This is a genomic window from Crocosphaera sp. Alani8 (assembly GCF_038442745.1).
Lineage (GTDB): Bacteria > Cyanobacteriota > Cyanobacteriia > Cyanobacteriales > Microcystaceae > Crocosphaera.
In genome coordinates, this window is sequence record NZ_JARVCN010000447.1 from 1 (window position 1) to 21,471 (window position 21,471).

The following is a 21,471-nucleotide window of genomic DNA, read 5'->3' on the forward strand; positions in this document are numbered from 1 at the left end:
TTGGAGAAGCCCGCACTGTAACGGTACTCCGTTCAGTGTCGGGAGTCGTCACGAGGGATAGATGCTCTAATTTTCACGGCAGGAGTAGGAGAAAATGCCGTTTTAGTAAGAGAAAAAGCCTGTGAAGCCTTTGAGTTTTTAGGATTAAAATTGGACAAAACCAAAAATGAATCCTCTCCCGTAGACGAAGACATCGCCACCCAAGACTCAACCGTAAGAATTTTAGTTATCCATACCCAAGAAGACTGGGCGATCGCTCAACAGTGTTGGCAACTTCTCAGAACTCACTGACGATAAATACCTAAAAATTTCTTCACATTTTGACAAACTATGTTAACATCTTTGATGATTGGCTCATTAACTAGATTATGGAGAAGCGAGGCAATCTAATTCGGTGGAGGAGTTTACAGGAGTAATCCAAAAGATGTCACAGCCACAGCAACCCCTAAAGTCACAGCGAAGTATTTTTGATCCCATTCGTATCGGTGTGATCGGAGTCGGTAATATGGGACAACACCATAGCCGCATTCTAAGTCTGCTCAAAGACGTGGAATTAGTTGGGGTATCCGATGTTAACGTAGAACGGGGAATCGATATCGCAAGTAAGTATCGAGTCCGTTTTTTTGAACACTATCAGGATCTCCTACCCCATGTAGATGCTGTGTGTATTGCTGTTCCTACTCGCTTGCATCACTCCGTTGGTATGGACTGTTTACAAGCTGGTGTTCACACCCTAATTGAAAAACCTATCGCCGCTAGTATCGCCGAAGCTGAATCATTAGTTAACGAGGCTGCTAGTTCTAATGGTATTTTACAGGTAGGTCATATCGAACGCTTTAACCCCGCTTTCCAGGAACTTAGCAAGGTCTTAAAAACCGAAGAAGTGTTAGCATTAGAAGCCCATCGTATGAGTCCTTATTCCCAACGGGCGAACGATGTATCTGTAGTTCTAGATTTAATGATACACGACATCGACTTATTACTAGAGTTGGTTAAATCCCCCGTCGTTAAGTTAACCGCTAGTGGTAGTTGTGGTTCAAACTCTGGTCATTTGGACTACGTTACAGCTACCTTGGGTTTTGCGAATGGGATCGTCGCTACCTTAACAGCTAGTAAAGTAACCCATCGTAAAATTCGCCGTTTAGCTGCCCATTGCAAAAATTGTTTAACCGAAGCGGATTTCCTCAACAACGATATCCTAATTCACCGCCAAACCACAGCTAACTATAGTACCGACTACGGACAAGTATTATATCGTCAGGATGGATTGATAGAAAAAGTCCACACTACCAAAATAGAACCTTTACACGCAGAATTGGAACATTTTGTTCATTGTGTGCGAGGGGGAGATCAACCTTCTGTAGGGGGTACTCAGGCGTTGAAAGCGTTACGTTTAGCAAGTTTAATCGAGCAAATGGCTTTAGATGGGAAAGTCTGGCAAAATTCTGAGCTTAGCTATCAGTATTTGAATCCCTCTAAAATGAGTGTTTCCTCTTAACCTAGTTGTCTATCTAATGGTTATTGCCAGGTCACAATTAATTTTAAGATCAAGTCCGAAATAAGGTGTCGTTAGAGAGTTGGCATAAAAGACTCTCAATAAAGAAATTTAAAGTGGTTTTTTTTATAAGTCCTTCACTAACAGCAATTTTTCCGAACTTCATGGGAAGTCTCTGTTGTAACTGTAAAATATATTCTATATCTTCTTGTTTCAATAGGGCGGCCCGTTTTAAATATTGTCCAATAGGGTATTGGGGTCCTTGTTTTAGGCAACTCTTCCACTCTTCGGCAAAAAAATCAACTGTTTCTTGTTTTATCCATCCTCGTAAGGCTAATATCTCGCCAATTTTTTGATATTTATATTCTTGCTGATCCCTTAAAACCGTCTGTAACTGTGCGTCTGTAATTAAATCAGCATCCCGTAAAACCTCTCCTAATAAGTGTTCCCAATAGTTATGGGGAACAACAACATGGGGTGAAGAAATAATTATATTAGACTTCGTTTTCATCAGTATCTTTATGTCATAGAAGGAAATTAGTAACCTGAGTTCGACATAACAAAATTTATGGAGAATCGTTTCGACATCAGGAGCTTAAGATAGCTATGATACCAGGTTTTGGGACTATGATAGGAGCTAATTATTTTAACGGGTGTGATCTTAATTACTGGAAATTACTATTCATTAAAAATGGATAACTGTTCTTTTCCTATTTTTCCTAAATGTTGATAAGCAGTAGCTGTAACAACTCTTCCTCTAGGAGTACGATTGAGATAACCAATTTGTAATAAATAGGGTTCGTAAACTTCTTCGATCGTTTTTGGATCCTCTCCTGTGGCTGCCGCTACCGCTTCGAGTCCCACAGGTCCCCCATTAAACTGTTTGATCATGGTATCTAAAATCAGGCGATCCGTCCAATCTAATCCTTGAGGATCTACTTGATAAATATCCAACGCTTCTGCTGCCAATTCTTGGGTGATGGTATCGAATTTTTTAACTTGTACATAATCCCTGACTCTTCGTAGTAAACGGTTCGCAATACGAGGAGTTCCCCGAGAACGTCGACCGATTTCTAGAGAACCTGATTCAGTAATAGAAGCGTTTAATAATTTAGCAGTTCGTTGCACAATTAAAGACAATTCTTCCGGTTCATAGAATTTTAACCTCTGAATCAGTCCAAAACGATCCCGTAAAGGAGAAGTCAAAGCCCCAACTTTAGTAGTTGCACCCACTAGGGTAAATTTAGGTAGGGGAATACTACGAGTTCTCGTAGCTTGTCCTTTCCCGACGGTAATTTCAAGACGATAATCTTCCATCGCTGGATAGAGTAATTCTTCGGTTAAACGGTTCAGGCGGTGAATTTCATCGATAAATAAGATATCCCCCGGCTTTAAGCTAACCAATAATCCTGTAATATCCCTCGGTCTTTCTAAAGCAGGTGCCGCTGTAATCTTACAATTGACCCCCATTTGCGAGGCTAAAATAAGGGAAATGGTGGTTTTCCCCAAACCAGGAGGACCATATAATAAGAGATGATCTATGGGTTCGTTACGGGTTTTGGCAGCTTCGATAACAATGGATAAGACATCTTTGAGGTCTTTTTGTCCCATATATTCATCAAAAGAATGGGGACGGATACTTTCTTCTAAATTATCCTGTTTGGGATTGATTTGTGTATTAGTTAATCGTTCTTTTGTTTCGAGCTTAGGGTTAGGATTTTGATTACGTTTTAGGGTCATTTTCTTAATACTCGATTCATCTATTTATTTTACTAGTGTTACAAAAAAAATTAGTTTTTGAAAAAGCTATTATACTGCTGCTCATTGATTCTTCCTGCTTCGTATAAAGTTTCAGTAATCTCAGAAATAGTTAGAACACAGTGGGCGTTATAACCTTCTTCTTTCAGCTTAGTTTTAACCCCTTGCTCATGATCGATGAAAACTACAATATCTTTAACAATTAGTCCCGATGAAGTTAATTTCTCTGCTCCTTCCTTGACACTTTTTCCAGTAATTAAAATATCATCAACCACAACTACTTTTTCCCCTGCTTGAAAATTTCCCTCGATTAAACGACGGGTTCCATGAGCTTTAACTTCTTTTCTAGGATAAATCATCGGGTGATGTAACATTAAAGATAATCCTGTTGCTGTAGGTAGAGAACCATAGGGAATACCAGCAATTCTATCAAATTTTAAGGTCTTTAAAATATTACCATAAGCAGTTAAAACTTGATGAAATAATTGGGGTTTAGAGATTATTTTTCTCAAATCAATATAATAAGAAAAAGTTGCTCCCGATGCTTGTACATATTCTCCAAATAATAAACAACCAATATCATAAAGTTGTAAGATTAAATCTTGATAGGGATGGGAATTGAGTAAACAGACGTTGGGACTCCAAAGCTCACAGTCTGCCAAACTTTTAGTGATATTATCTCTACATTGATTAATATCTTGATTGAGATTAGTTACTTTCTCTTTTAAGCTTTTCGATTTCAAAAAATCTTGAGGTACAGGAATTAATACACCGCTACCCATTCTGTTTAAAGAAACTTTTAAGATCTCATAAATATTATTATCTTTACTCCAAATACTACGCATCAACAATAGTCGCTCGGGGGCAAGAGAACGAATTTTTTTTATTACCTCTAAATTAGTGGTTCCTACTTCTAAAAATAACTGTTCTGGAGTTGCCCAAGTTTTCGCCTCTTTGATAACTTGTAAGTAAAAAGGAGCATCATCTGTGGGATATTCTTGTAAAACAACCGCCCCAGGATTAGAAGTATGACAAAGGATAAAAACCCCTTGATCTGCATAGACCAAAAAAGGAGCAATATGATCTTGCCCGGCGTAAGGACTAACAGTTACCGCATCAACTCCCCACCTCTCAAAAATGGCTTGAGCAAAAACTGTACTGGTATTAATATCCCCATGTTTTGCATCTAAAATAATAGGAATATGATCAGGAATAGCCTTAATAACTTTTAACAATAAGTCTAATCCTTCCCTGCCCAATGCTTCATAAAACCCCAACGTTGGTTTATAAGCACAGACTAGATCTGCTGTTTCCTCAATTACCCATTTTAACCAATCTTCTAGGGCAATCATTAAACTTTCTTGTCCTTGATGGGTATCTTGATCTTGAGGCATCATTTCTGGGTTAGGATCAAGACCAAGGATCAATAAAGTGTTGCTGGTGGTGATCCGTTGGGTTAATTTCTCAAAAAAATTCATGCAGGAAGTTAGCTCTAGAATATGACTGATTTTACCCCATCATAACCAACCTTTCCCCTGTATTCCTTTGAACACTTATGAACAGAAAACAGACAACAATTAATTCCTTAGACTCTGGATCACTCAGAAAAGTCCTAAAATATAGAATAGAGGCCGATCCAGATCCTACTTATTAGAGCAAAGTTCAGTTCTTTCGTCTCAAGCCAAAAGCTAGATCAGACGGAGCTTTGTGATGGACTCCGTAAATCTACCTTCAGTCTAAACAATAACTTTTCATTGGAAGATTCAACAATATGGATTTAATTACGTTACAAAATTTTCTTGATAATAGTTCTTTTCTCTTACTATTCTTAACTATGCTCATTTACTGGGCAGGGGCAGCCTTTCGGAGTTTAACTTGGTTGCCAACTATCGGCACAACAGGAGTGGCGATCGCTAATTTATTCATGGCTACCCTTTTGGGGGCGCGATGGCTAGAGGCTGGTTATTTCCCCTTAAGTAACCTCTACGAGTCCCTATTTTTCCTAGCTTGGGGTATAACAACTATTCATCTCCTGGCTGAGCAAATGAGTCGTAGTCCCTTGGTTGGGGTGGTGACAACACCGGTAGCGATGGGTATTACTGCCTTTGCCGCCCTGTCTTTACCTCCGGAAATGCAAACTTCTGCACCTCTGGTTCCTGCGTTGAAGTCCAACTGGTTGATGATGCACGTTAGCGTCATGATGTTAAGTTACGCTACTTTGATGGTGGGATCGGTTTTAGCGATCGCCTTTTTAGTAGTCACTCGCAACCAAGACATCCAACTGAAAGGAAGTTCCGTGGGAACCGGCGGTTATCGGGATAGGTTAAAAAGGGATTTATTTAAAGATAATCAAGAAGAACCTACCGTTAGTGTAGTACAAAGCAACGGCGGTGGAGGAACAGCCGTATTAGAAAGCGTTGCCATTAAATCTGAACCAGTTACCCTTTCTCCTCAACTCCTCAGTTTAGCCGACACCCTAGATAATATTAGTTATCGCATCATTGGTTTAGGGTTCCCTTTACTAACTATTGGCATTATTGCCGGCGCAGTTTGGGCCAACGAAGCTTGGGGATCTTATTGGAGTTGGGACCCCAAAGAAACTTGGGCGTTAATCACTTGGTTAGTATTTGCCGCCTATCTTCACGCCCGCATCACCAAAGGTTGGCAAGGCCGTAAACCAGCTATTTTAGCCGCCAGTGGTTTTGTAGTGGTTTGGGTGTGTTATTTAGGGGTTAATATATTAGGAAAAGGTTTACATTCTTATGGATGGTTCTTTTAGTGGTTAAACCTCTGTAGAGACGTTTCATGAAACGTCTCTAACAATCTGGGATAAGAAAAATATATCAAATCTACAAGTAGCTTCTATATTTTTATTTAATAAAGACAGGTATATTCAGCGTGTCGGTATTGATGGTGTCGATAAAGATAATAATTTGAGTTAAAAAACTTAAATCCTAACCCCTAAAAACGAACTTAGGTTAGTAGTATTTCTAACGAATCGCGGTGCTATTCCCTAAACAAACCCACTCATCACTTGCCCCAAGTTTTATCGGTCTAATCTCGTTAATATTATCTTCAGTATGATCGTTTCCTCGACAGATAACCACTGCAAAATGATTCCGACTAGGAATGTATCTGATTCCTGCGCTATAATTCTTCAAACTGTCAGTATATTCATCAATCGCCTGTGCGCCATATTTAGCTCGAATATGATCAGTTCCAGGACGAGGAATATCCCTATAATTGTAGTATTTGGGTTTTAAAGCCAGTTCAAGAGAGGAAGATTCGTTGATTCCTTCCGGTGTTATCTCCCCAATTAAGGCAAATTCTCCGTATTCATAACGATGAGCGACTTGAATTCGATTAATAGTCCCTAATGATGTAACCGCCTCTGTTTCTCGAGAACGTCCTACTTGACTTAAAAAACTGGGAATAGCTAAAGTCGCCAAAATCCCTAGAATCAGAACAGTAATGATTAGTTCTAGGAGCGTAAAACCGACACTGGCTCTTCTATTTTGTCGGTAATACTTAAGTATTTTTAATCCAAAAAGCTCACCACTGTTCATTATCACTATTAACTAGACTTATAGAGTATTTGACATAAGATACCCTATAAGTTGTAATTTTCTATCAAATATTGAAGATAATCTTAGCTTAACCATCGTTTATATATAACTGTCAGATTTTTTCTTCATTGTGTTTGATCAAAGCAGAACAATTGTCCATTATTAACCAACCCCACCAAACACGTCGATATTATCAAAGACACAAACAGGAGAAGCATGGCCAACACGAATAGCTTGGTTGGGTTCCCCTTTACCACAACTAGGAGTCCCATAAACCCCCATAGTAGAGCGATCGCCAAGTTGAGATAAACTACGCCAAAATTGATTAGTAATACCCCGATAATTAGGATTTTTCAAGGTTTTAGTTAACTTACCATTTTCGATTAATTTGGCGTATTCACAGCCAAATTGAAACTTATTGCGATAATCATCAATGGACCAAGAACGATTAGACTCCATATACACTCCAGACTCAATATTACTAATCATCTCCTCAAAAGAACTGTCTCCAGGTTCCAGGTTAATATTAGCCATGCGATCGATAGGGGGACGATTCCAAGAACAGGCACGTAAATTAGCCACACCTGGCACATTTGCCCTAACCTGGCTCTCTTTACTGCCTAAACCTCGTAATAACACCCCTTCCTTAATCAAATACTCACGGGTAGCTATATTACCCCCGTCATCAAAACGATAACTAGCAAACTCCCCAGACACGGAGGGATCAAAAGTGACATTCATAAGAGGGGAACCATACACTAAGTTACCAAAGTCCTCCAAATTAACAAAACTTGACCCTGCATAATTGCGTTCGTCCCCTAAAATGCGATCTAGTTCCAAAGGATGACCAATACTCTCATGAATTTGTAGCATCATTTGGTCAGGTGCTAATACTAAAGTAGTGTTGGTAGTAGGACAGTCAGGGGCTGATAATAATTCTACGGCCTGTTCCCCAATTCTTTGAGCGCGGCTTAAAATATCCGCTTCGTCGAGTATTTCGATTCCTCCTTGATAAGAACGAGCTGTAAAGCCGTTATCAGTGCGTTTTTGAATAATATTACTATCTTGTGCTGTTGCCGTGTAATCTGTGGTAATCAGCAAAAACTTTTGATAAGCATCCGAACCATTGCTACTAACCAGTCTTATCTCTGTTTCTAGCAAACGGGCGATCGCAGTGGTACTCACGATTTTATCGTTGACTTTTAGTATTTCATTAACCTTCAACAGCAAATCGTTAATGTCTTTAGGACTAAGAATGTCAAAAGGTTTAACGTAGGGAGAATGGTAGTTCCCCACCGCTTTCGGTCTTTGTTCAACAGTAAAAGGATAAATTCCCCAATCGGCCGCTGTTATGGCTTGTTGATAGGCGATTTCTGCCGCCAGTTTAATATTTTCCGAGGTTAAATGGTTAGTGGCACAATAACCCATTTGTCCTTTAGCCAAAACCTCCACCATCACCCCTTTGCTTTGAGTGCGTCCGTTACTTTGGGGTTTACCATCCCTAACGTATCGTAGGGTAGAGGTTTCAGTTACTTGGCGTAACCCAATCCAATCAGCAGGGACATGGATTTCTTGTAACCAGGTTTCTAGGGTTTGGGTCATTGATCTCTAACGTACCTTTAGTTTTCTACTATTTTAAGACAATTGAAAAATAAAGGTAACTCAATCCCTTTTGCCTAGAGAAATGTGATCGCCAGATGGCATACAATGACGGTTTCCTGGAGATAAAACCCTGTGATTGATATAAGTAGCGTTGGAGCCGCCTAAATCTCCTTCACCTGCTCTCCTGCTGCCTCATCCAACAACCACAACAGTTCCCCTTGAGGTTTAACCGCTTTAGCTGGATAAAGGGTTTCATCCCCATCAGGAGAAAAAATTTCAGCTAATGCAGGTCTTTTATTTTCTCCTGCTACCAAAAAAATTACATAACGAGCGTTGTTAATCAAAGGATAGGTAAAGGTTAAACGAGGTTGTCCGTCCTTATTCCCCACAGTTATCAAGCGATCGCTGATGGTTAGGGCTTCTGTTTGGGGAAATAAAGAGGCTGTATGACCATCATCCCCCATCCCTAGTAGAATAATATCGAACATAGGCAATTCCCCTGCTTTCACCCCAAAAAACGCTTCTAATTCCTGGTTGTGGGTTTGAGCGTCCAGAGAGGGATCATTACTCCCTGTAGGCATGGGATGGATGTTAGCGGCAGGAAAATCCGCCCTGTCCAACCAAGCTTGTCGGGCCATTCTTTGGTTGCTGTCTGGGTGATCCCCAGGAACATAACGCTCATCTCCCCAAAAAATATGAATTTTTTCTAAAGGTAGGGATTTTTCAGCTAAGGCTTCGTAGAGAGGTTTTGGGGTGCTACCACCGGCCAAAGCGATTGTTAACCGTTCTTTTTCCTTGAGGGTGGTATTAATTGTGTCGACGATCAAATCTAGTGCATGAGCAATCAGAGCAGGTTTATCGGACAATACTTGTACTTGTGTCATTCCTAATCTATTCTCGTCGAAGAAGCTTTTTAACAACGTTTAGACTATCATTGTAAAGACTATTGTTGTATCCCTTGCGAATTTCTCCTAAATCTTTTAACCTGAGTTCGGAGTTATTCGGTTAAAAAGAGGCGATATGGCAACACCTCTTATATAAAATCTCACACATAATTATTAAGTCTTTTGGCAATCGAGGTAAATTCTCTGTTGGCTGTTATCTTTAATAAAATGCTATCTACAAACTAATACAAACAATGAATTATTCAGCATTTACATCTTTAATCCTCAAACTGATCGGGGTAGTCTTTATCCTATCTTCTCTATTGGATTATGTGACCATTATTTTTCCTACTAACCTAGAGAGTCAATCGTGGAAAATTGCTACAGTTGCAGGGATTGTTGATCGCGGGGTTGTCCCTCTTGTCGGTATGGCATTCATTTTAGTTGGCTACTTTATCGATAGTCTAGCTGATACCAAGACCTTGAAAAAATCGGCATTAAATCTCAAAGCTCCAGTCTATATTATATCCGCTCTTTTGGGATTATTGTTTTTACTGGCGGTTCCTTTTCACCTTAGCAACCTCAACAATGCTAAAGCCGATGCTTTAGAGCGAATTGAACAAGGAGTCGGTCAAGGAGCAGAGCAAATTCAGCAGTTCTTAACCCAAGTGGATACTTTGTCTCAAAATCCTGGGCGGCTTAATGAACAGATTCAACGACTTAATCAAGCGATAGAAGCTGGTCAAGTTCAAGGTAGACAGCTAAATGCTGAACAGTTAGAAACCTTACGTCAACAACGTCAGCAGTTACAGGGATTGCGAGATTTAGCGCAAAATCCAGAAGAATATAAAACAAGAACGGATGAGTTGAAAAATCAATTAGAAACTCAACTTCGCGAACGTCGTAGACAAGCTGAAGGTCAAGCAACTACTCAAGCTCTCAAGCAAAGTCTGCGTATTGGTTTAAGTAGTTTGATGTTGGCGATTGTTTACAGTGTTATCGGTTGGATTGGTTTAAAGTCAGAAATTAGCGCACCCAAAGGACCAAAGGTTCCTTCTCGTCCGAAAGCGAAATAACTGGAGTTCGGTATTAAGTTTTTTTTGAGGAAATAATGCGCGTTTGAGACTCCTGAAATTGGCAAATTTCCTTATATCGAACTTAGGTAAAACACATATACTAACTCGACACCTAACAGAAGGCAGAAACCACAATGTTCCTGCCTCTTCATAGAAATACTCAAATTGTTTACTGTATGCTTGCTGGACTTAGTGGTACAAAATCTCCATAAATTGTTAATCCCAATAACATTGGTTCTCCTGCCTGGATTAACGTCCCACTCAGCACGCAACTCTCATCTTTTTTCGCCTTTGCTTCAATTGTAGCCCGAATATCCGCTACTGAAAATTTGGGTCGGTAGTCCCCTGATTTCTGCTGTACATAGTTCCAAAGAATGTCTCTGATCAGTGCCTGATAACCTTGATTGCCTGAAAGTGCTTTGAGCTTATCTTTGAGAGTTTTTTCTAAACGTATGCTAGTGACTTCCATTTCAGTGGTTGAGGTGCGGGGATAGGTTTTCATGATTTTTTCCTCATAAAGTAGACATTTCAGTAATATCAGTGTAGTATGAATAAGTCTCTTTTAACACGCTTGAAAACGTTCATGTTACTTTTCTCTGATTTCCATTTATTCCTATCTCTACTGAGTGGTTGCCAAAGTTGGCTAAATAAAGTGATGGAAAAAAATAACCCAGAAAGAATTAGTAAATCTGTTGATATTTTTAATTTTCTAACAAAAAACCCCTCCTACCAAACTAATAATTTTTTAACTGATAATCGATCCCGAGAGACAACAATAAACCCAACCCTTACAAGCGGGTGTTCTAGGCCAATCTTTACCATCCCTAGATAAACACTGAAACCCTAAAGGTTTGTCTAACCCCCGCTTTACTCATTAGTAGAAAGTGGGGGTTTTGGTTTAGATAAAGCAAATTACAGCAATTTGCAAGTTATAACAACCTGAGTTCGGTGTTAAGTCTTTTTTGACCAATGATACCTGTCTCTTCCTTGTCGAATTACATCAAAGATGTCTGCCATTCTTAAAGCTACAGAAGACAATGTTAAAACTAACTTATACCCACGATGGATTTGTAATAGATCATCTCCAAGAGTCCTTAGAAACTTGGGTAACAACCCGTATGATTTTAGCCTTACGATCAAGCACCAGTCTCTGCGTCGAACCCAGTAGTGCTTCCTTTTTAATTTCCTTAGATTTACCCTATGTTAATCAACTACTAGAAAATGTAGATCTGTTTACAGAAGAAATTCTAGAAATTAATCATTATGATGATCGCTCTATCGAAGTAGTTTTAGAAGGCACTTGGTTGGGAGAAGATGTCGCCAGCGAAGAGGGATTATTTGTCTGTCGTTTAAGCGATCGCTTAGAATCCCTACTGTACCAAATTTGGCAGGAGTCTCCTGTTAAAATTAACTAAGCAAGGCAAGAAGGACAACTGCAGGATCAACGGTTCCTTCTTCCCTATCTTAAATGTTGCCAGAGGACTCCCGTTACACCGACAGGTTAACGGCGAGATGAATTGTAACCAATAAATAAACCGACCAAAGGGATACAGCTTACATAAGTTGACATTGCGTGTAGATTAACTTAAACTAGGGGAAAGTTTTAACAATGGTCGAACTAATGCTTACATTAACTTACGAGTTTAAGCTAATCCCAAATAAACAGCAAATTGAGGTAATTGAACATACTTTAAGTGTTTGCCGTTCTGTCTGGAATTATGCTCTGAAAGATCGTAAGGACTGGCTAAGTTCTAGAAAATCACCTGTTAATTCTTGCTCATTAATTCAGGAATATATTATTTTTCCTGACGTACCTTACCCTAATTATCACAATCAAGCTAAAGCCTTAACAAAGGCGAAGAAAACTAATCACATACTCAAATCAGTAAACGCACAAGTCTTACAGCAAGTCTTAAGAACTTTAGACAGAGCTTTTGCTGATATGCAGTCGAAAAAGTTAGGGTTTCCTCGCTTTAAAAACAAGTATAGGATGCGGTCTTATGTGTATCCTCAAATGCTAAAAGGTTGTGTTAAAGGTAATAAAATTAAGCTACCACAATTAGGATGGGTAAAGTTTAGAAAGTCTAGAGAAATACCTGATGGATTTCAGTTAAAACAAGCTCGCATTGTGAGGAAAGCTAGTGGTTATTTTATGACGCTTTCTTTACAGTTAGATGTCAATATCCCTGATGTTCCTTTTCATGGACATCCAATAGGAATTGACTTAGGTTTAGACAAATTCTTAGCTACAAGCGATGGTGAACTTGTCGATAGACCTCGCTTCTTGAACCGACTACAACGCAAGCGGAAGTTGCTGCAACGTAGATTAAGGAATAAGAAGAAAGGGTCTAATAATAGACACAAGTTAAACCAAAAGATAGCTAGATTACATCAACGAATTTCTGATATTCGTAAAGACTGGCATTTTAAGTTAGCTCATCGTCTTTGTGACCAATCACAATCAATTTTTATTGAGGATATTGATTTTAGGTCATGGAGTAGAGGAATGCTGTCTAAGCATTGTCTTGATGCTGGTTTTGGACAATTTGCAACCATTCTTAAATGGGTGGGGTGGAAAAGAGATGTTTTTGTTGCTGAAGTTGACAAGAACTTTACATCTCAAATATGCCCTAATTGTGGTTTCCATACAGGCAAGAAAACCCTTGATGTGAGAGAACATAATTGTCCTGAATGTGGTTACAAAACCCATCGAGATGTAGCCACAGCACAAGTAATCAGAAATCGTGGTGTAGAAGATTATGCGCTAGGGCATAGCGTGTTAGAAAATGCCTGTGGAGATGGTCTGACGGGGGCGGTAACGTCTAGTCAAGAATCTGTGAAGCAGGAACTCTTAAATGTGAATTTAAGAATCTCCCGTTACAGCGTAGCTTAACGGTGAGAGTGTCAATAAATCATGGAAAAATATGGACAACCCAGCTACCATGATCTAATGAGATTAAAAGCTTTGTGCTTAATGGCAACACCAAGACGAAAATAACAATGACAACCACACCTATAGCCCCATCTTCGACCCAAACCCATTATCCTGATGAGATCGGACGCTTTGGTAAGTATGGGGGAAAATATGTGCCTGAAACCCTAATGCCGGCACTTAGCGAACTAGAAACAGCATATCATCGCTACAAAAACGATTCTGAGTTTCAAGCAGAATTATCTCAACTACTAAAAGACTATGTTGGTCGTCCCAGTCCCCTTTACTTTGCCGAACGTTTAACCCAACATTACGCCAACCCGGACGGGACTGGCCCCCAAATTTACCTAAAACGGGAAGATTTAAACCACACTGGGGCCCACAAAATCAACAACGCCCTCGCTCAAGTCCTACTGGCAAAACGTATGGGCAAACAGCGAGTCATCGCAGAAACCGGAGCAGGACAACACGGGGTAGCAACAGCGACGGTTTGCGCCCGTTTTGGTCTGGAATGCGTTATTTATATGGGTGTCCACGATATGGAACGGCAAAAGCTCAATGTCTTCCGTATGAAACTGTTAGGAGCAACGGTGCAACCTGTTTCAGCCGGCACTGGAACCCTTAAGGATGCCACCTCAGAAGCTATTAGAGACTGGGTAACCAATGTGGAAACCACCCATTATATTTTGGGTTCTGTTGCTGGTCCCCATCCCTATCCCATGATTGTACGAGACTTTCATCAAATTATTGGTCAAGAAACCCGTCGCCAATGCCAAGAAAAATGGAACGGTTTACCCAATATTTTACTAGCCTGTGTGGGTGGCGGTTCTAATGCTATGGGGCTGTTTTACGAGTTCGTCAATGACCCTTTAATTCGCTTGATCGGAGTAGAAGCAGCCGGAGAAAGCATTATCTCTGGAAAACACGCTGCAACCTTAACTAAAGGTCGTCCAGGGGTATTACACGGTGCCATGAGTTATCTACTGCAAGACGAACAAGGACAGATTATAGAACCCCATTCCATTAGCGCAGGACTAGATTATCCTGGGGTTGGACCAGAACACAGTTACCTCAAAGATAGTGGTCGTGCAGAATATTACAGTGTTACCGATGCTGAAGCAGTAGCCGCTTTTCAAAGGTTATCTGAGTTAGAAGGTATTATTCCGGCCCTGGAAACGTCCCATGCGATCGCCTATTTAGAAACCCTTTGTCCCCAACTTGAAGGCAGTGCCCGTATTATTATTAATTGTTCAGGACGAGGAGACAAAGATGTACAAACAGTGGCTAAATATTTAGGGAATGAATAAATTTTAGGCAGTGCAGGGGAAATTAAGAATTGAAAATGAATTATATTTAATCTCCTTAATTTCTCCTTGCTCTCTCATAGCAATTTTCTTATGTATAGATTACAAACTCAAAGAAGAATAGTCCCCACTCTTCCCACCCCTCCCTCTTACTGAGCGAAGTCGAAGTAAACTCCCCACCCTCACTGTTACTGAGCGAAGTCGAAGTAAACCGAGATTTTGATACACCCAATTGAAAACTGCTATTACGCTCCCTAACCACATACAAAAATATTGAGAATGGTTTTCTTAGATAGTCGTAGAACAAAACAGCTAGAAACTTGCCTTCAAAAATTAGGAGTATCTGACAAGTTAGCGGTTAACTTAGAATTGTTGGATTTAGCCCTAACTCATCCCACTATTTCTAGGGATAAGAATTATCAACAACTAGAATTTGTGGGAGACTCGGTTATTAGATTGGTGTCCGCTGAAATATTATTAGAAACCTATCCAAATGAATTGGTAGGGGAATTTGCAGCTATCCGTTCTATTTTAGTGAGCGATCGCACTTTAGCTGAATTAGCAGATAACTATGGTTTGGACCGCTATCTTTTGATGACTGATAGTGTGGCTCAAGATACAATGGGGAGAGTTTCTTGGTTGGCAGATGCTTTTGAAGCAGTTTTAGGAGCATTATATCTAAGTCGCAAAAATATGACCTTGATCCGCCCTTGGTTAGACCCATCATTGTTAAAAAAAGCAGCCGAAATTCGCTCAGATCCAGCCCGCCAAAATTACAAAGATGCTTTACAAGAATGGACACAAGCACAATACAAAATATTACCCGACTATCGTGTTATAGAAAAATACAAAGATAGAAGCCATCATCAACGATTTTTTGCAGAGGTTTGGCTTAAAGAGCGTAAACTAGGATCGGGTTATGGCCGTTCCAAAAAAATGGCAGAACAAGAAGCTGCAAAAGACGCTTTTTTCTCTTCTGTCTATCAGGAAGTTGAAAAAGTATAGAGAGGACAACTACTGTCCCCTCCTGGGTTTAGCGTCCGCTTTTTTTATCTCGGTCTTGACGACGACGATCGCGCCATTCTACGGTTGTTAAATAGATTATTCCCCCACTAACCAAAACGAGTAACACTAAGGCAGTGAGAAAGAGTAAATTGAGAATAGATGATGTTTCCACAATTCTAGAAACCGTTACGTCCCCAAACAACCATAGCGATAGACCAAGTGAATAAAGCTAACACGCTAACCCAACCGAGAGCTAAAATATCCATAACAATTTATGTCTGTAAAATGACTTGAGTATTAAAACGACACCAACTATGATACTTCTATTTGGTGAGATTGTGGATATTAAGGTTAATAACTGTGTCAAACTTAGAACGGATTGAATCGGTCAAAGCAGGTTATCTAGGAGGCATGGGCTTTACAATTACCTATGTTCTTATTTTAGCTATTAATTACAGCACCTGGGATATTTATGTTGCTGATGTTATTGGTTTAGGGGTTAAGGTAGCGATCGCTTTTACTAGCGGGTTTCTTTTTGCTGTAACTTATCGTTACATTATTCGTACGGATAAAAATAGCCATTTAAAAGACGGCGCAGTGTTTGCTTTTGGGTTAGTTAGAGGGTTAGTTCCTGTAGAAATGTCTCCCGATTTTTTAGATCATTTAGGGCAATTAACTATTTTAGGGTTGGAAAGTGTTATTTGTTTTACTATTACTCGTTTTTGTTTAGATTTTGCTTTTGAACGAGGTTGGATTAAACTATTTTCTTAATTAACCTAAAGGAGATTAATGATTACCAAAATTTTCCTAAGTTTATTATGGCTCGGATTTCTAGTTTATGGTTTTTTATTAGCACCCCCTAATCAACCAGACACGATAGAATTAATCAAAAATCTTTCAACCGGCAACTGGGACACAATTAATCCTTTGATTATTGCTGTGTTTAATAGTATTGGTCTGGTTACTGTTATTTATGCTAATCTTTTATTCATCGATGGAAGAGAACAAAAAATCCTTGCTTGGCCGTTTGCGATCGCTTCTTTAGGACTAGGAACTTTTGCCGTTTTACCTTACTTAGTGTTACGGCAACCAAACCCAAAATTTAGCGGTGAAAAAAATCTATTTATTAAACTTAGTGACTCTCGTATTCTCCATTTTCTTCTAACTATAACTTTGCTAGTTTTTATAATCTGGGGATCTATTTCTGGGAATTGGTCAGATTTCTTTTATGAATGGCAAAATCGACGATTTATTAATGTGATGAGTTTAGATTTATTATGTCTTTGTTTGATTTTTCCTTTTATTATCAGGGACGATATGTTAAGGAGAAACATTAACAATGACGCTTTATTTTGGGTAATTAGTTTAATCCCTTTATTGGGAAGTTTGATTTATCTATGTTTTCGTCCTTCTTTACTAGAAAATAAAACTGATTAACTGATATTGCTTTGCTTGACATTCTAAGAGTAATATTTCTTATCCTACAATTCTCAATTCATCTTAAAAATGTAATTATCGCATTGAAAAATACATTTATTGCATATTTGTGTTCCAGATCACTGCTATTGTTTTTTTTGCTGACTATAATTCCTAAATAAGAAAACTTGTTGTATCTTTCTTTTTTTAATAGAATGCCCACAGAAAAAATAGCCATTAATCCTTCTACTATTAACTCCCTTTCTCAAGTTATTCAAAGTGAATTAGAGCGTCTATTTCCTAATGCTAATCACCAAGAATTTCTCTATTTCGAGTTTACAGAAGGCAATGAAGTTTATATCTATAATCATTTTGGAAGTCAACTTTGTTCTTTTCCAAAATTAATGAGGACACTTAATAATACTACCTCTGCTTCTTTCAATCATTTTGCAAAAGATAATATTTGGGATATTCTTTACCATTGTCGTCCTTAAGTTTTTTCATCTTCAAAACTCAATAATATATCTTTTAATCCACTACAAAAAAGCCTAAGCTTTTTGATAACATTACCCCTTTCGATGTAAGTAATGACTTAGATTGAAAGGGGTAATGTAATTGAGTTATTGCCGTTAATTTTACTAAACCTGATTTAGATAATCCCTTTTTAAATAGACAGCTTAGAATTCTAAAACTTCCCTAGCTACTGTCTCTCATAGAAGATAAGATGAGTTTAAAAAGTGGATTTGGTACTAGTGAGGTAAACTAGGTGAGGTAAAGATTAATAATCGTCATCAGCAACACAAATTCCTTTACATTTAATACCATTACTAGCTGTCCGTTTACAATGAGGACAGAGGATAGTTTCTTGGCTTGACACAGTTTCTGAGAGTTGCTGGCTTTGATTTTTTAGTGGCTTTTCTTGAGTTTTTTCTAAGGATGAGATCATAATTTATGGCTTAATTAAATACTTGTATTTTAAACAAAAGTGTTCTTATTTTCCCATTATAATAAAAAATCCCTACATAAAGATGCAGGGAAACAAAACCGACTTTAATCAATCAAAAAACAGTTTATTTTAAAGCTGGTTCTTTTTCATCGGCAAATTCACGAGTCATGTTAGCAAAGTAGTCTAAGAGACGGTCAGACCAGTATTTAACATCGTACTTAGTCACCGTTTCGTACATTTTCGCCATTTTCTCTTCTTTTTCTTCCGTGGACATATCTAAAGCTTTATCAATTGCCTCATCCATCAACTTAATAGAGTAAGGATTGGTTAAGATAGCTTGGGGTAGTTCGGTAGCAGCCCCAACAAACTCAGATAAAACCAGTATGCCATCTTTGCCTTCGTGGGCGACAATATACTCCTTAGCGACTAAATTTAACCCATCTCGTAGAGGAGTTGTCCAACAAATATCAGCTGCCTTGTAGTAACAGAATAAATCTAACAAAGGAATAGGTTGAGTGGATAAGCGAATGGGAACCCAGTCGAAGGTAGCAAAACGTCCGTTAATTTTGCCCACTAAATACTCAATTTCCCGTTGTGCTTCTTGATAAACCTGCATTCCTGTAGCTGCTTGCACACAAGTGACAATGAAGTTAACTTTACCGTGTAATTCAGGGCGACGGTCTAATAAACGTTCAAAAGCCTCTAATTTTTCCTTATTTCCTTTGACATAATCCACCCGACCTGCCGCAATAATCAGTTTACGACCAGGGAAAGTGTCTTTAATTTCTTTTATTTTCGCTTCTGCTTCTGGGGTGTGCAGAAGAGCTAAAATGTTTTGGGGGTTAGTCCCTACTGGGAAGGCATCCACCTTAACAATTTGATTTTTGTACTTTAATTTAGTGGTCACTTCTGGTTCAGCTAAGGCAATACCCACAGGAGTGAGATGACCTGTAACCTTGGTTATTTCTACTATATCAATAGGTCTTAAACTACGGGCAACATTGACAAAGTTTTCTGAGTAACGAGGAATATGAAAACCAACCACATCACAACACAGAAGGCTATCCACAATAGCTTCTCGCCAAGGTAAAATGTTGAAAACGTCCACCGAAGGAAATGGGGTATGGTGGAAGAAAGCGATACGAGCATTGGGCTTTTTATCCCGAATAAACTGGGGAGCAAGCCAAAGGTTATAGTCATGAACCCAAATTAGGGCATCATCCGCCGCCTCTTCGCAAGCGGCTTCAGCAAACAGACGGTTAATTTCTACAAAGGTATCCCAATTTGAGGATTCACTGGTAAAGTGATAGGGAAATGAGTGTAATATAGGCCAAAATGCTTCTTTTGAGGTGATGTGATAAAAATCCCTCACTTTATCTGCTGTCAAAGGAATGCGAGAAACTCGATAATTTCCGTCATCTTCTACAGTAATGTTCTTTACAAATTCGTTTTTCTGATCTGGGGTAACTTGTTTCCAAGCAATCCAAGTTCCTTGATTATTATCATCAGCAAAAAAGCTCTTTAAAGTAGGAACAATACCATTAGGACTTTTCTTAGGTAGATATCTTACTTGTCCATTTTCTACAACTTCATCGTAAGGTTCGCGGTGATATAAAATAACAAGGGAAGATTTCATAAGCTTGGTTTCTGTTTGTTTTCTGTCGATTTGGATGATTTAACACTAGCTAAATTGAGTCCAAGATCACAGATTAAGTTGTTAAAGAATATTTCTTTTGCTTATGATATTAACACAATTGGTTTAAAAATTTTTTCCCTTTTTATACTCAACTCTACTGAGACGTTAAAACACTGCTATGCAAACCTCTATTAGTGTGGGAAACCCCTGAGATTCGGTTCAACCGGTCATCCAGTTTCTAAAACCCCCCAAAAAATGTAAATAAATGTAAAATTGATTAATATTTATTTAAGTGTTAACAATCGGTTCAATAGCAAAATCTTATGCAAAAACGTGGCTTCAAATCTCGGTTAACTTCCTCACTAGCCTTTATTCTGGGCTTATTCATTTTAGTTTTTTCTCCCTCACCGGCTTTAGCCGTCAATAATCCAGAGTTGTTACCCGACGAGGTAACCCCTGTGGTAGATTTAGCCAACTTCCTCCCGGATCTCCAGGAAGAATCCTTAATCCAGGAAATAGAAACCTTTGAAGCGGACACAGGATGGAGAATCCGCGTCTTAACCCAATACGATCGCTCCCCCGGTCGCGCCGTCATTAATTTTTGGGGTTTAGATGACAAAAGCATACTTTTAGTAGCTGATTCCCGTGGTGGCAACATTCTCTCATTTAGTATCGGGGATGACGTTTACGAATTATTACCGAGGACTTTTTGGATCGAATTACAAGCTCGCTTTGGTAATATGTATTATATAAGAGAAAACGGGGAAAACACCTCCATCCTAACCGCTCTAGACACAGTTAAAGGTTGTTTAGTTAAAGGGGGTTGTGGCGTAGTTCCCGGTTTACCCCGAGAGCAATGGATTCTTACTCTAGTTACCTCCATTGTGGGTGGTTTGGTCTTTGGCTTTGCCGGAACTCCTCGTAAACCCGATCAAGTATTTGCTTGGCAGTGGGTTCTTATCATTTCACCGTTGTGGGGCATCCTCTTTATTGCCTTCGGTATTGGTCCAGTGGTGACCAGAACCTCAGATTGGCTACCCTTATTCCGTAACGTAATGGGATTTGCTTTAGGGGTGTTAGTCGCTTATTTGTCCCCCTTCTTGAATCAATCCTCAGCCTCCAACTCCAACACTTAACCGATAATTTTTGTGCTAATTATGGAATGGCACCCGACTGATGCTCAAAGTCTAGCGATGATTGACAGAGAAATTAACCAAACGGTTTTCTCTCCTGCAGAGTACGAAATCGTACGACGGGTTATTTATCAAACTGCAGACTTTGAATACCTTTCTTTGCTCCGTTTTTCAGAAAAGGCTTTACAACTGGGGGCCGCAGCTTTAGCGGCCCGTAGTACTCTGGTTGTGGATGTATCTATGGTTCAAGTAGGTATCGTACCCAATCTTCAGGACACCTTTGCTAATCCAGTTTACTGCGGCACCCAAGCCATTACCCGACCCCAGAAAGCAAAAACCGCCACTGCTTGGGGTATAGAAACCTTGGCAAAACGATATCCCGAAGGAATTTTTGTCGTTGGGGAGTCTCAAACCGCCCTAACTGCCTTAGTGGAGTTAGTGGAAGAACAACAGATTAATCCCGCTTTGGTCATCGGCACTCCCGCCGGATTTATTGGAGCAAATGTAGCCAAAGAACGGTTACAGGATGCCCAGATTCCCAACATCACAGTGGATGGTCGTAAAGGAAGTGCAGTAGTAGCAGTCGCTATTGTCAATGGATTATTAGATTTAAGCTGGCAAGCTTATAATCAGTCCAAAAACGGGGCAAGATGATTTCAGATAGTTAACTAAATGTCGGGAGAAGTCCCTCACTATAGCTAAGGCGGACACATCGAAC

The 21,471-nt window shown here is 39.3% G+C and carries 24 protein-coding genes and 1 pseudogene; 13 read left to right on the forward strand and 12 right to left on the reverse strand.

Annotated elements, in window-relative coordinates; translation table 11 throughout:
- Window positions 1–54: 54 nt before the first annotated feature.
- Window positions 55–291, forward strand: a pseudogene (locus tag P9B04_RS21850) (acetate kinase); the annotation flags it as partial.
- A 133-nt stretch (window positions 292–424) separates the two neighbouring features.
- A complete protein-coding gene (locus P9B04_RS21855) occupies window positions 425–1,498 on the forward strand; it encodes a Gfo/Idh/MocA family oxidoreductase (RefSeq protein WP_342057076.1) in 1,074 nt (357 codons plus the stop codon).
- A gap of 49 nt (window positions 1,499–1,547) precedes the next feature.
- Here P9B04_RS21855 and P9B04_RS21860 read toward each other — a convergent pair whose 3' ends face one another.
- The 3 genes from P9B04_RS21860 to P9B04_RS21870 form a co-directional block, all read right to left on the reverse strand.
- Window positions 1,548–2,006: a hypothetical protein gene (locus P9B04_RS21860; RefSeq protein ID WP_342057077.1), complete on the reverse strand. Its 459-nt coding sequence runs from the start codon at window positions 2,004–2,006 to the stop codon at window positions 1,548–1,550.
- Window positions 2,007–2,173: 167 nt separating this feature from the next.
- Window positions 2,174–3,235: a Holliday junction branch migration DNA helicase RuvB gene (gene ruvB, locus P9B04_RS21865; protein ID WP_342057078.1), complete on the reverse strand. Its 1,062-nt coding sequence runs from the start codon at window positions 3,233–3,235 to the stop codon at window positions 2,174–2,176.
- 50 nt (window positions 3,236–3,285) lie between these two features.
- Complete coding sequence (locus P9B04_RS21870; protein WP_342057079.1) at window positions 3,286–4,731, reverse strand: bifunctional orotidine-5'-phosphate decarboxylase/orotate phosphoribosyltransferase; 1,446 nt, start codon at window positions 4,729–4,731, stop codon at window positions 3,286–3,288.
- Between the two features lie 293 nt (window positions 4,732–5,024).
- Here P9B04_RS21870 and ccsB point away from each other — a divergent pair, with 293 nt between their 5' ends.
- On the forward strand, window positions 5,025–6,032 hold the full coding sequence (gene ccsB, locus P9B04_RS21875) for a c-type cytochrome biogenesis protein CcsB (RefSeq protein WP_342057080.1): 1,008 nt from the start codon (window positions 5,025–5,027) through the stop codon (window positions 6,030–6,032).
- A gap of 211 nt (window positions 6,033–6,243) precedes the next feature.
- Here the strand turns inward: ccsB and P9B04_RS21880 are convergent, their stop codons facing one another.
- The 4 genes from P9B04_RS21880 to pgl form a co-directional block, all read right to left on the reverse strand.
- A complete protein-coding gene (locus tag P9B04_RS21880; RefSeq protein WP_342057081.1) occupies window positions 6,244–6,819 on the reverse strand; it encodes a type IV pilin protein in 576 nt (191 codons plus the stop codon).
- A gap of 162 nt (window positions 6,820–6,981) precedes the next feature.
- Window positions 6,982–8,421 carry a TldD/PmbA family protein gene (locus P9B04_RS21885; RefSeq protein WP_342057082.1) on the reverse strand — a complete coding sequence of 480 codons (1,440 nt, stop codon included), beginning with the start codon at window positions 8,419–8,421 and terminating at the stop codon, window positions 6,982–6,984.
- Between the two features lie 60 nt (window positions 8,422–8,481).
- The gene (locus tag P9B04_RS21890; protein ID WP_446718030.1) at window positions 8,482–8,562 is read right to left on the reverse strand and encodes a hypothetical protein; all 81 of its coding nucleotides are present in this window, start codon (window positions 8,560–8,562) and stop codon (window positions 8,482–8,484) included.
- Between the two features lie 20 nt (window positions 8,563–8,582).
- On the reverse strand, window positions 8,583–9,305 hold the full coding sequence (gene pgl, locus P9B04_RS21895) for a 6-phosphogluconolactonase (protein WP_342057083.1): 723 nt from the start codon (window positions 9,303–9,305) through the stop codon (window positions 8,583–8,585).
- 254 nt (window positions 9,306–9,559) lie between these two features.
- Between pgl and hpsJ-B the strand changes: the two genes are divergently transcribed.
- Entirely contained in the window at window positions 9,560–10,381 is an 822-nt protein-coding gene (gene hpsJ-B / locus P9B04_RS21900) for a hormogonium polysaccharide biosynthesis protein HpsJ (protein ID WP_342057084.1), read from the forward strand.
- A 169-nt stretch (window positions 10,382–10,550) separates the two neighbouring features.
- Here the strand turns inward: hpsJ-B and P9B04_RS21905 are convergent, their stop codons facing one another.
- Window positions 10,551–10,883, reverse strand: a complete 333-nt coding sequence (locus P9B04_RS21905) for a hypothetical protein (RefSeq protein ID WP_342057085.1) — start codon at window positions 10,881–10,883, stop codon at window positions 10,551–10,553.
- Window positions 10,884–11,418: 535 nt separating this feature from the next.
- Between P9B04_RS21905 and P9B04_RS21910 the strand changes: the two genes are divergently transcribed.
- The 4 genes from P9B04_RS21910 to rnc all read left to right on the forward strand — a co-directional run bounded on the left by P9B04_RS21910 (window position 11,419) and on the right by rnc (window position 15,622).
- Window positions 11,419–11,796: an alr0857 family protein gene (locus P9B04_RS21910; protein WP_342057086.1), complete on the forward strand. Its 378-nt coding sequence runs from the start codon at window positions 11,419–11,421 to the stop codon at window positions 11,794–11,796.
- A 206-nt stretch (window positions 11,797–12,002) separates the two neighbouring features.
- The gene (locus tag P9B04_RS21915) at window positions 12,003–13,274 is read left to right on the forward strand and encodes an RNA-guided endonuclease InsQ/TnpB family protein (RefSeq protein WP_342057087.1); all 1,272 of its coding nucleotides are present in this window, start codon (window positions 12,003–12,005) and stop codon (window positions 13,272–13,274) included.
- Window positions 13,275–13,381: 107 nt separating this feature from the next.
- Window positions 13,382–14,620 carry a tryptophan synthase subunit beta gene (gene trpB, locus P9B04_RS21920; protein ID WP_342057088.1) on the forward strand — a complete coding sequence of 413 codons (1,239 nt, stop codon included), beginning with the start codon at window positions 13,382–13,384 and terminating at the stop codon, window positions 14,618–14,620.
- Window positions 14,621–14,896: 276 nt separating this feature from the next.
- Window positions 14,897–15,622 (forward strand): ribonuclease III, encoded by a 726-nt coding sequence (gene rnc / locus P9B04_RS21925; protein WP_342057089.1) that lies wholly within the window; start codon window positions 14,897–14,899, stop codon window positions 15,620–15,622.
- Window positions 15,623–15,650: 28 nt separating this feature from the next.
- On the opposite strand, the gene P9B04_RS21930 is transcribed toward rnc, so the two are convergent.
- Complete coding sequence (locus tag P9B04_RS21930; protein WP_342057090.1) at window positions 15,651–15,794, reverse strand: hypothetical protein; 144 nt, start codon at window positions 15,792–15,794, stop codon at window positions 15,651–15,653.
- Window positions 15,795–15,798: 4 nt separating this feature from the next.
- Complete coding sequence (gene petN / locus P9B04_RS21935; protein WP_008277373.1) at window positions 15,799–15,888, reverse strand: cytochrome b6-f complex subunit PetN; 90 nt, start codon at window positions 15,886–15,888, stop codon at window positions 15,799–15,801.
- Window positions 15,889–15,982: 94 nt separating this feature from the next.
- Between petN and P9B04_RS21940 the strand changes: the two genes are divergently transcribed.
- The 3 genes from P9B04_RS21940 (at window position 15,983) to P9B04_RS21950 (ending at window position 17,532) form a co-directional block, all read left to right on the forward strand.
- Window positions 15,983–16,393: a hypothetical protein gene (locus P9B04_RS21940; RefSeq protein ID WP_342057091.1), complete on the forward strand. Its 411-nt coding sequence runs from the start codon at window positions 15,983–15,985 to the stop codon at window positions 16,391–16,393.
- Window positions 16,394–16,411: 18 nt separating this feature from the next.
- Window positions 16,412–17,059 carry a DUF2834 domain-containing protein gene (locus P9B04_RS21945; RefSeq protein ID WP_342057092.1) on the forward strand — a complete coding sequence of 216 codons (648 nt, stop codon included), beginning with the start codon at window positions 16,412–16,414 and terminating at the stop codon, window positions 17,057–17,059.
- A 194-nt stretch (window positions 17,060–17,253) separates the two neighbouring features.
- Complete coding sequence (locus P9B04_RS21950; RefSeq protein ID WP_342057093.1) at window positions 17,254–17,532, forward strand: hypothetical protein; 279 nt, start codon at window positions 17,254–17,256, stop codon at window positions 17,530–17,532.
- 284 nt (window positions 17,533–17,816) lie between these two features.
- Here the strand turns inward: P9B04_RS21950 and P9B04_RS21955 are convergent, their stop codons facing one another.
- Window positions 17,817–17,984 carry a hypothetical protein gene (locus P9B04_RS21955; protein ID WP_342057094.1) on the reverse strand — a complete coding sequence of 56 codons (168 nt, stop codon included), beginning with the start codon at window positions 17,982–17,984 and terminating at the stop codon, window positions 17,817–17,819.
- 124 nt (window positions 17,985–18,108) lie between these two features.
- Window positions 18,109–19,620 carry a glucosylglycerol-phosphate synthase gene (gene ggpS, locus P9B04_RS21960; protein ID WP_342057095.1) on the reverse strand — a complete coding sequence of 504 codons (1,512 nt, stop codon included), beginning with the start codon at window positions 19,618–19,620 and terminating at the stop codon, window positions 18,109–18,111.
- A gap of 323 nt (window positions 19,621–19,943) precedes the next feature.
- Here ggpS and P9B04_RS21965 point away from each other — a divergent pair, with 323 nt between their 5' ends.
- Together P9B04_RS21965 and P9B04_RS21970 are read left to right on the forward strand one after the other, a co-directional pair.
- Window positions 19,944–20,756 (forward strand): TPM domain-containing protein, encoded by an 813-nt coding sequence (locus P9B04_RS21965; RefSeq protein WP_342057096.1) that lies wholly within the window; start codon window positions 19,944–19,946, stop codon window positions 20,754–20,756.
- A gap of 21 nt (window positions 20,757–20,777) precedes the next feature.
- Complete coding sequence (locus tag P9B04_RS21970; protein WP_342057097.1) at window positions 20,778–21,407, forward strand: precorrin-8X methylmutase; 630 nt, start codon at window positions 20,778–20,780, stop codon at window positions 21,405–21,407.
- Window positions 21,408–21,471 lie beyond the last annotated feature (64 nt).

What these genes read in the sequence shown, in the direction of transcription:
- P9B04_RS21855 (WP_342057076.1), top strand. Translation starts at nt 425, where the DNA reads ATGTCACAGCCACAGCAACCCCTAAAGTCACAGCGAAGTATTTTTGAT.
- P9B04_RS21860 (WP_342057077.1), bottom strand. Translation starts at nt 2,006, where the DNA reads ATGAAAACGAAGTCTAATATAATTATTTCTTCACCCCATGTTGTTGTT.
- ruvB (WP_342057078.1), bottom strand. Translation starts at nt 3,235, where the DNA reads ATGACCCTAAAACGTAATCAAAATCCTAACCCTAAGCTCGAAACAAAA.
- P9B04_RS21870 (WP_342057079.1), bottom strand. Translation starts at nt 4,731, where the DNA reads ATGAATTTTTTTGAGAAATTAACCCAACGGATCACCACCAGCAACACT.
- ccsB (WP_342057080.1), top strand. Translation starts at nt 5,025, where the DNA reads ATGGATTTAATTACGTTACAAAATTTTCTTGATAATAGTTCTTTTCTC.
- P9B04_RS21880 (WP_342057081.1), bottom strand. Translation starts at nt 6,819, where the DNA reads ATGAACAGTGGTGAGCTTTTTGGATTAAAAATACTTAAGTATTACCGA.
- P9B04_RS21885 (WP_342057082.1), bottom strand. Translation starts at nt 8,421, where the DNA reads ATGACCCAAACCCTAGAAACCTGGTTACAAGAAATCCATGTCCCTGCT.
- pgl (WP_342057083.1), bottom strand. Translation starts at nt 9,305, where the DNA reads ATGACACAAGTACAAGTATTGTCCGATAAACCTGCTCTGATTGCTCAT.
- hpsJ-B (WP_342057084.1), top strand. Translation starts at nt 9,560, where the DNA reads ATGAATTATTCAGCATTTACATCTTTAATCCTCAAACTGATCGGGGTA.
- P9B04_RS21905 (WP_342057085.1), bottom strand. Translation starts at nt 10,883, where the DNA reads ATGAAAACCTATCCCCGCACCTCAACCACTGAAATGGAAGTCACTAGC.
- P9B04_RS21910 (WP_342057086.1), top strand. Translation starts at nt 11,419, where the DNA reads ATGTTAAAACTAACTTATACCCACGATGGATTTGTAATAGATCATCTC.
- P9B04_RS21915 (WP_342057087.1), top strand. Translation starts at nt 12,003, where the DNA reads ATGCTTACATTAACTTACGAGTTTAAGCTAATCCCAAATAAACAGCAA.
- trpB (WP_342057088.1), top strand. Translation starts at nt 13,382, where the DNA reads ATGACAACCACACCTATAGCCCCATCTTCGACCCAAACCCATTATCCT.
- rnc (WP_342057089.1), top strand. Translation starts at nt 14,897, where the DNA reads ATGGTTTTCTTAGATAGTCGTAGAACAAAACAGCTAGAAACTTGCCTT.
- petN (WP_008277373.1), bottom strand. Translation starts at nt 15,888, where the DNA reads ATGGATATTTTAGCTCTCGGTTGGGTTAGCGTGTTAGCTTTATTCACT.
- P9B04_RS21945 (WP_342057092.1), top strand. Translation starts at nt 16,412, where the DNA reads ATGATTACCAAAATTTTCCTAAGTTTATTATGGCTCGGATTTCTAGTT.
- P9B04_RS21950 (WP_342057093.1), top strand. Translation starts at nt 17,254, where the DNA reads ATGCCCACAGAAAAAATAGCCATTAATCCTTCTACTATTAACTCCCTT.
- P9B04_RS21955 (WP_342057094.1), bottom strand. Translation starts at nt 17,984, where the DNA reads ATGATCTCATCCTTAGAAAAAACTCAAGAAAAGCCACTAAAAAATCAA.
- ggpS (WP_342057095.1), bottom strand. Translation starts at nt 19,620, where the DNA reads ATGAAATCTTCCCTTGTTATTTTATATCACCGCGAACCTTACGATGAA.
- P9B04_RS21965 (WP_342057096.1), top strand. Translation starts at nt 19,944, where the DNA reads ATGCAAAAACGTGGCTTCAAATCTCGGTTAACTTCCTCACTAGCCTTT.
- P9B04_RS21970 (WP_342057097.1), top strand. Translation starts at nt 20,778, where the DNA reads ATGGAATGGCACCCGACTGATGCTCAAAGTCTAGCGATGATTGACAGA.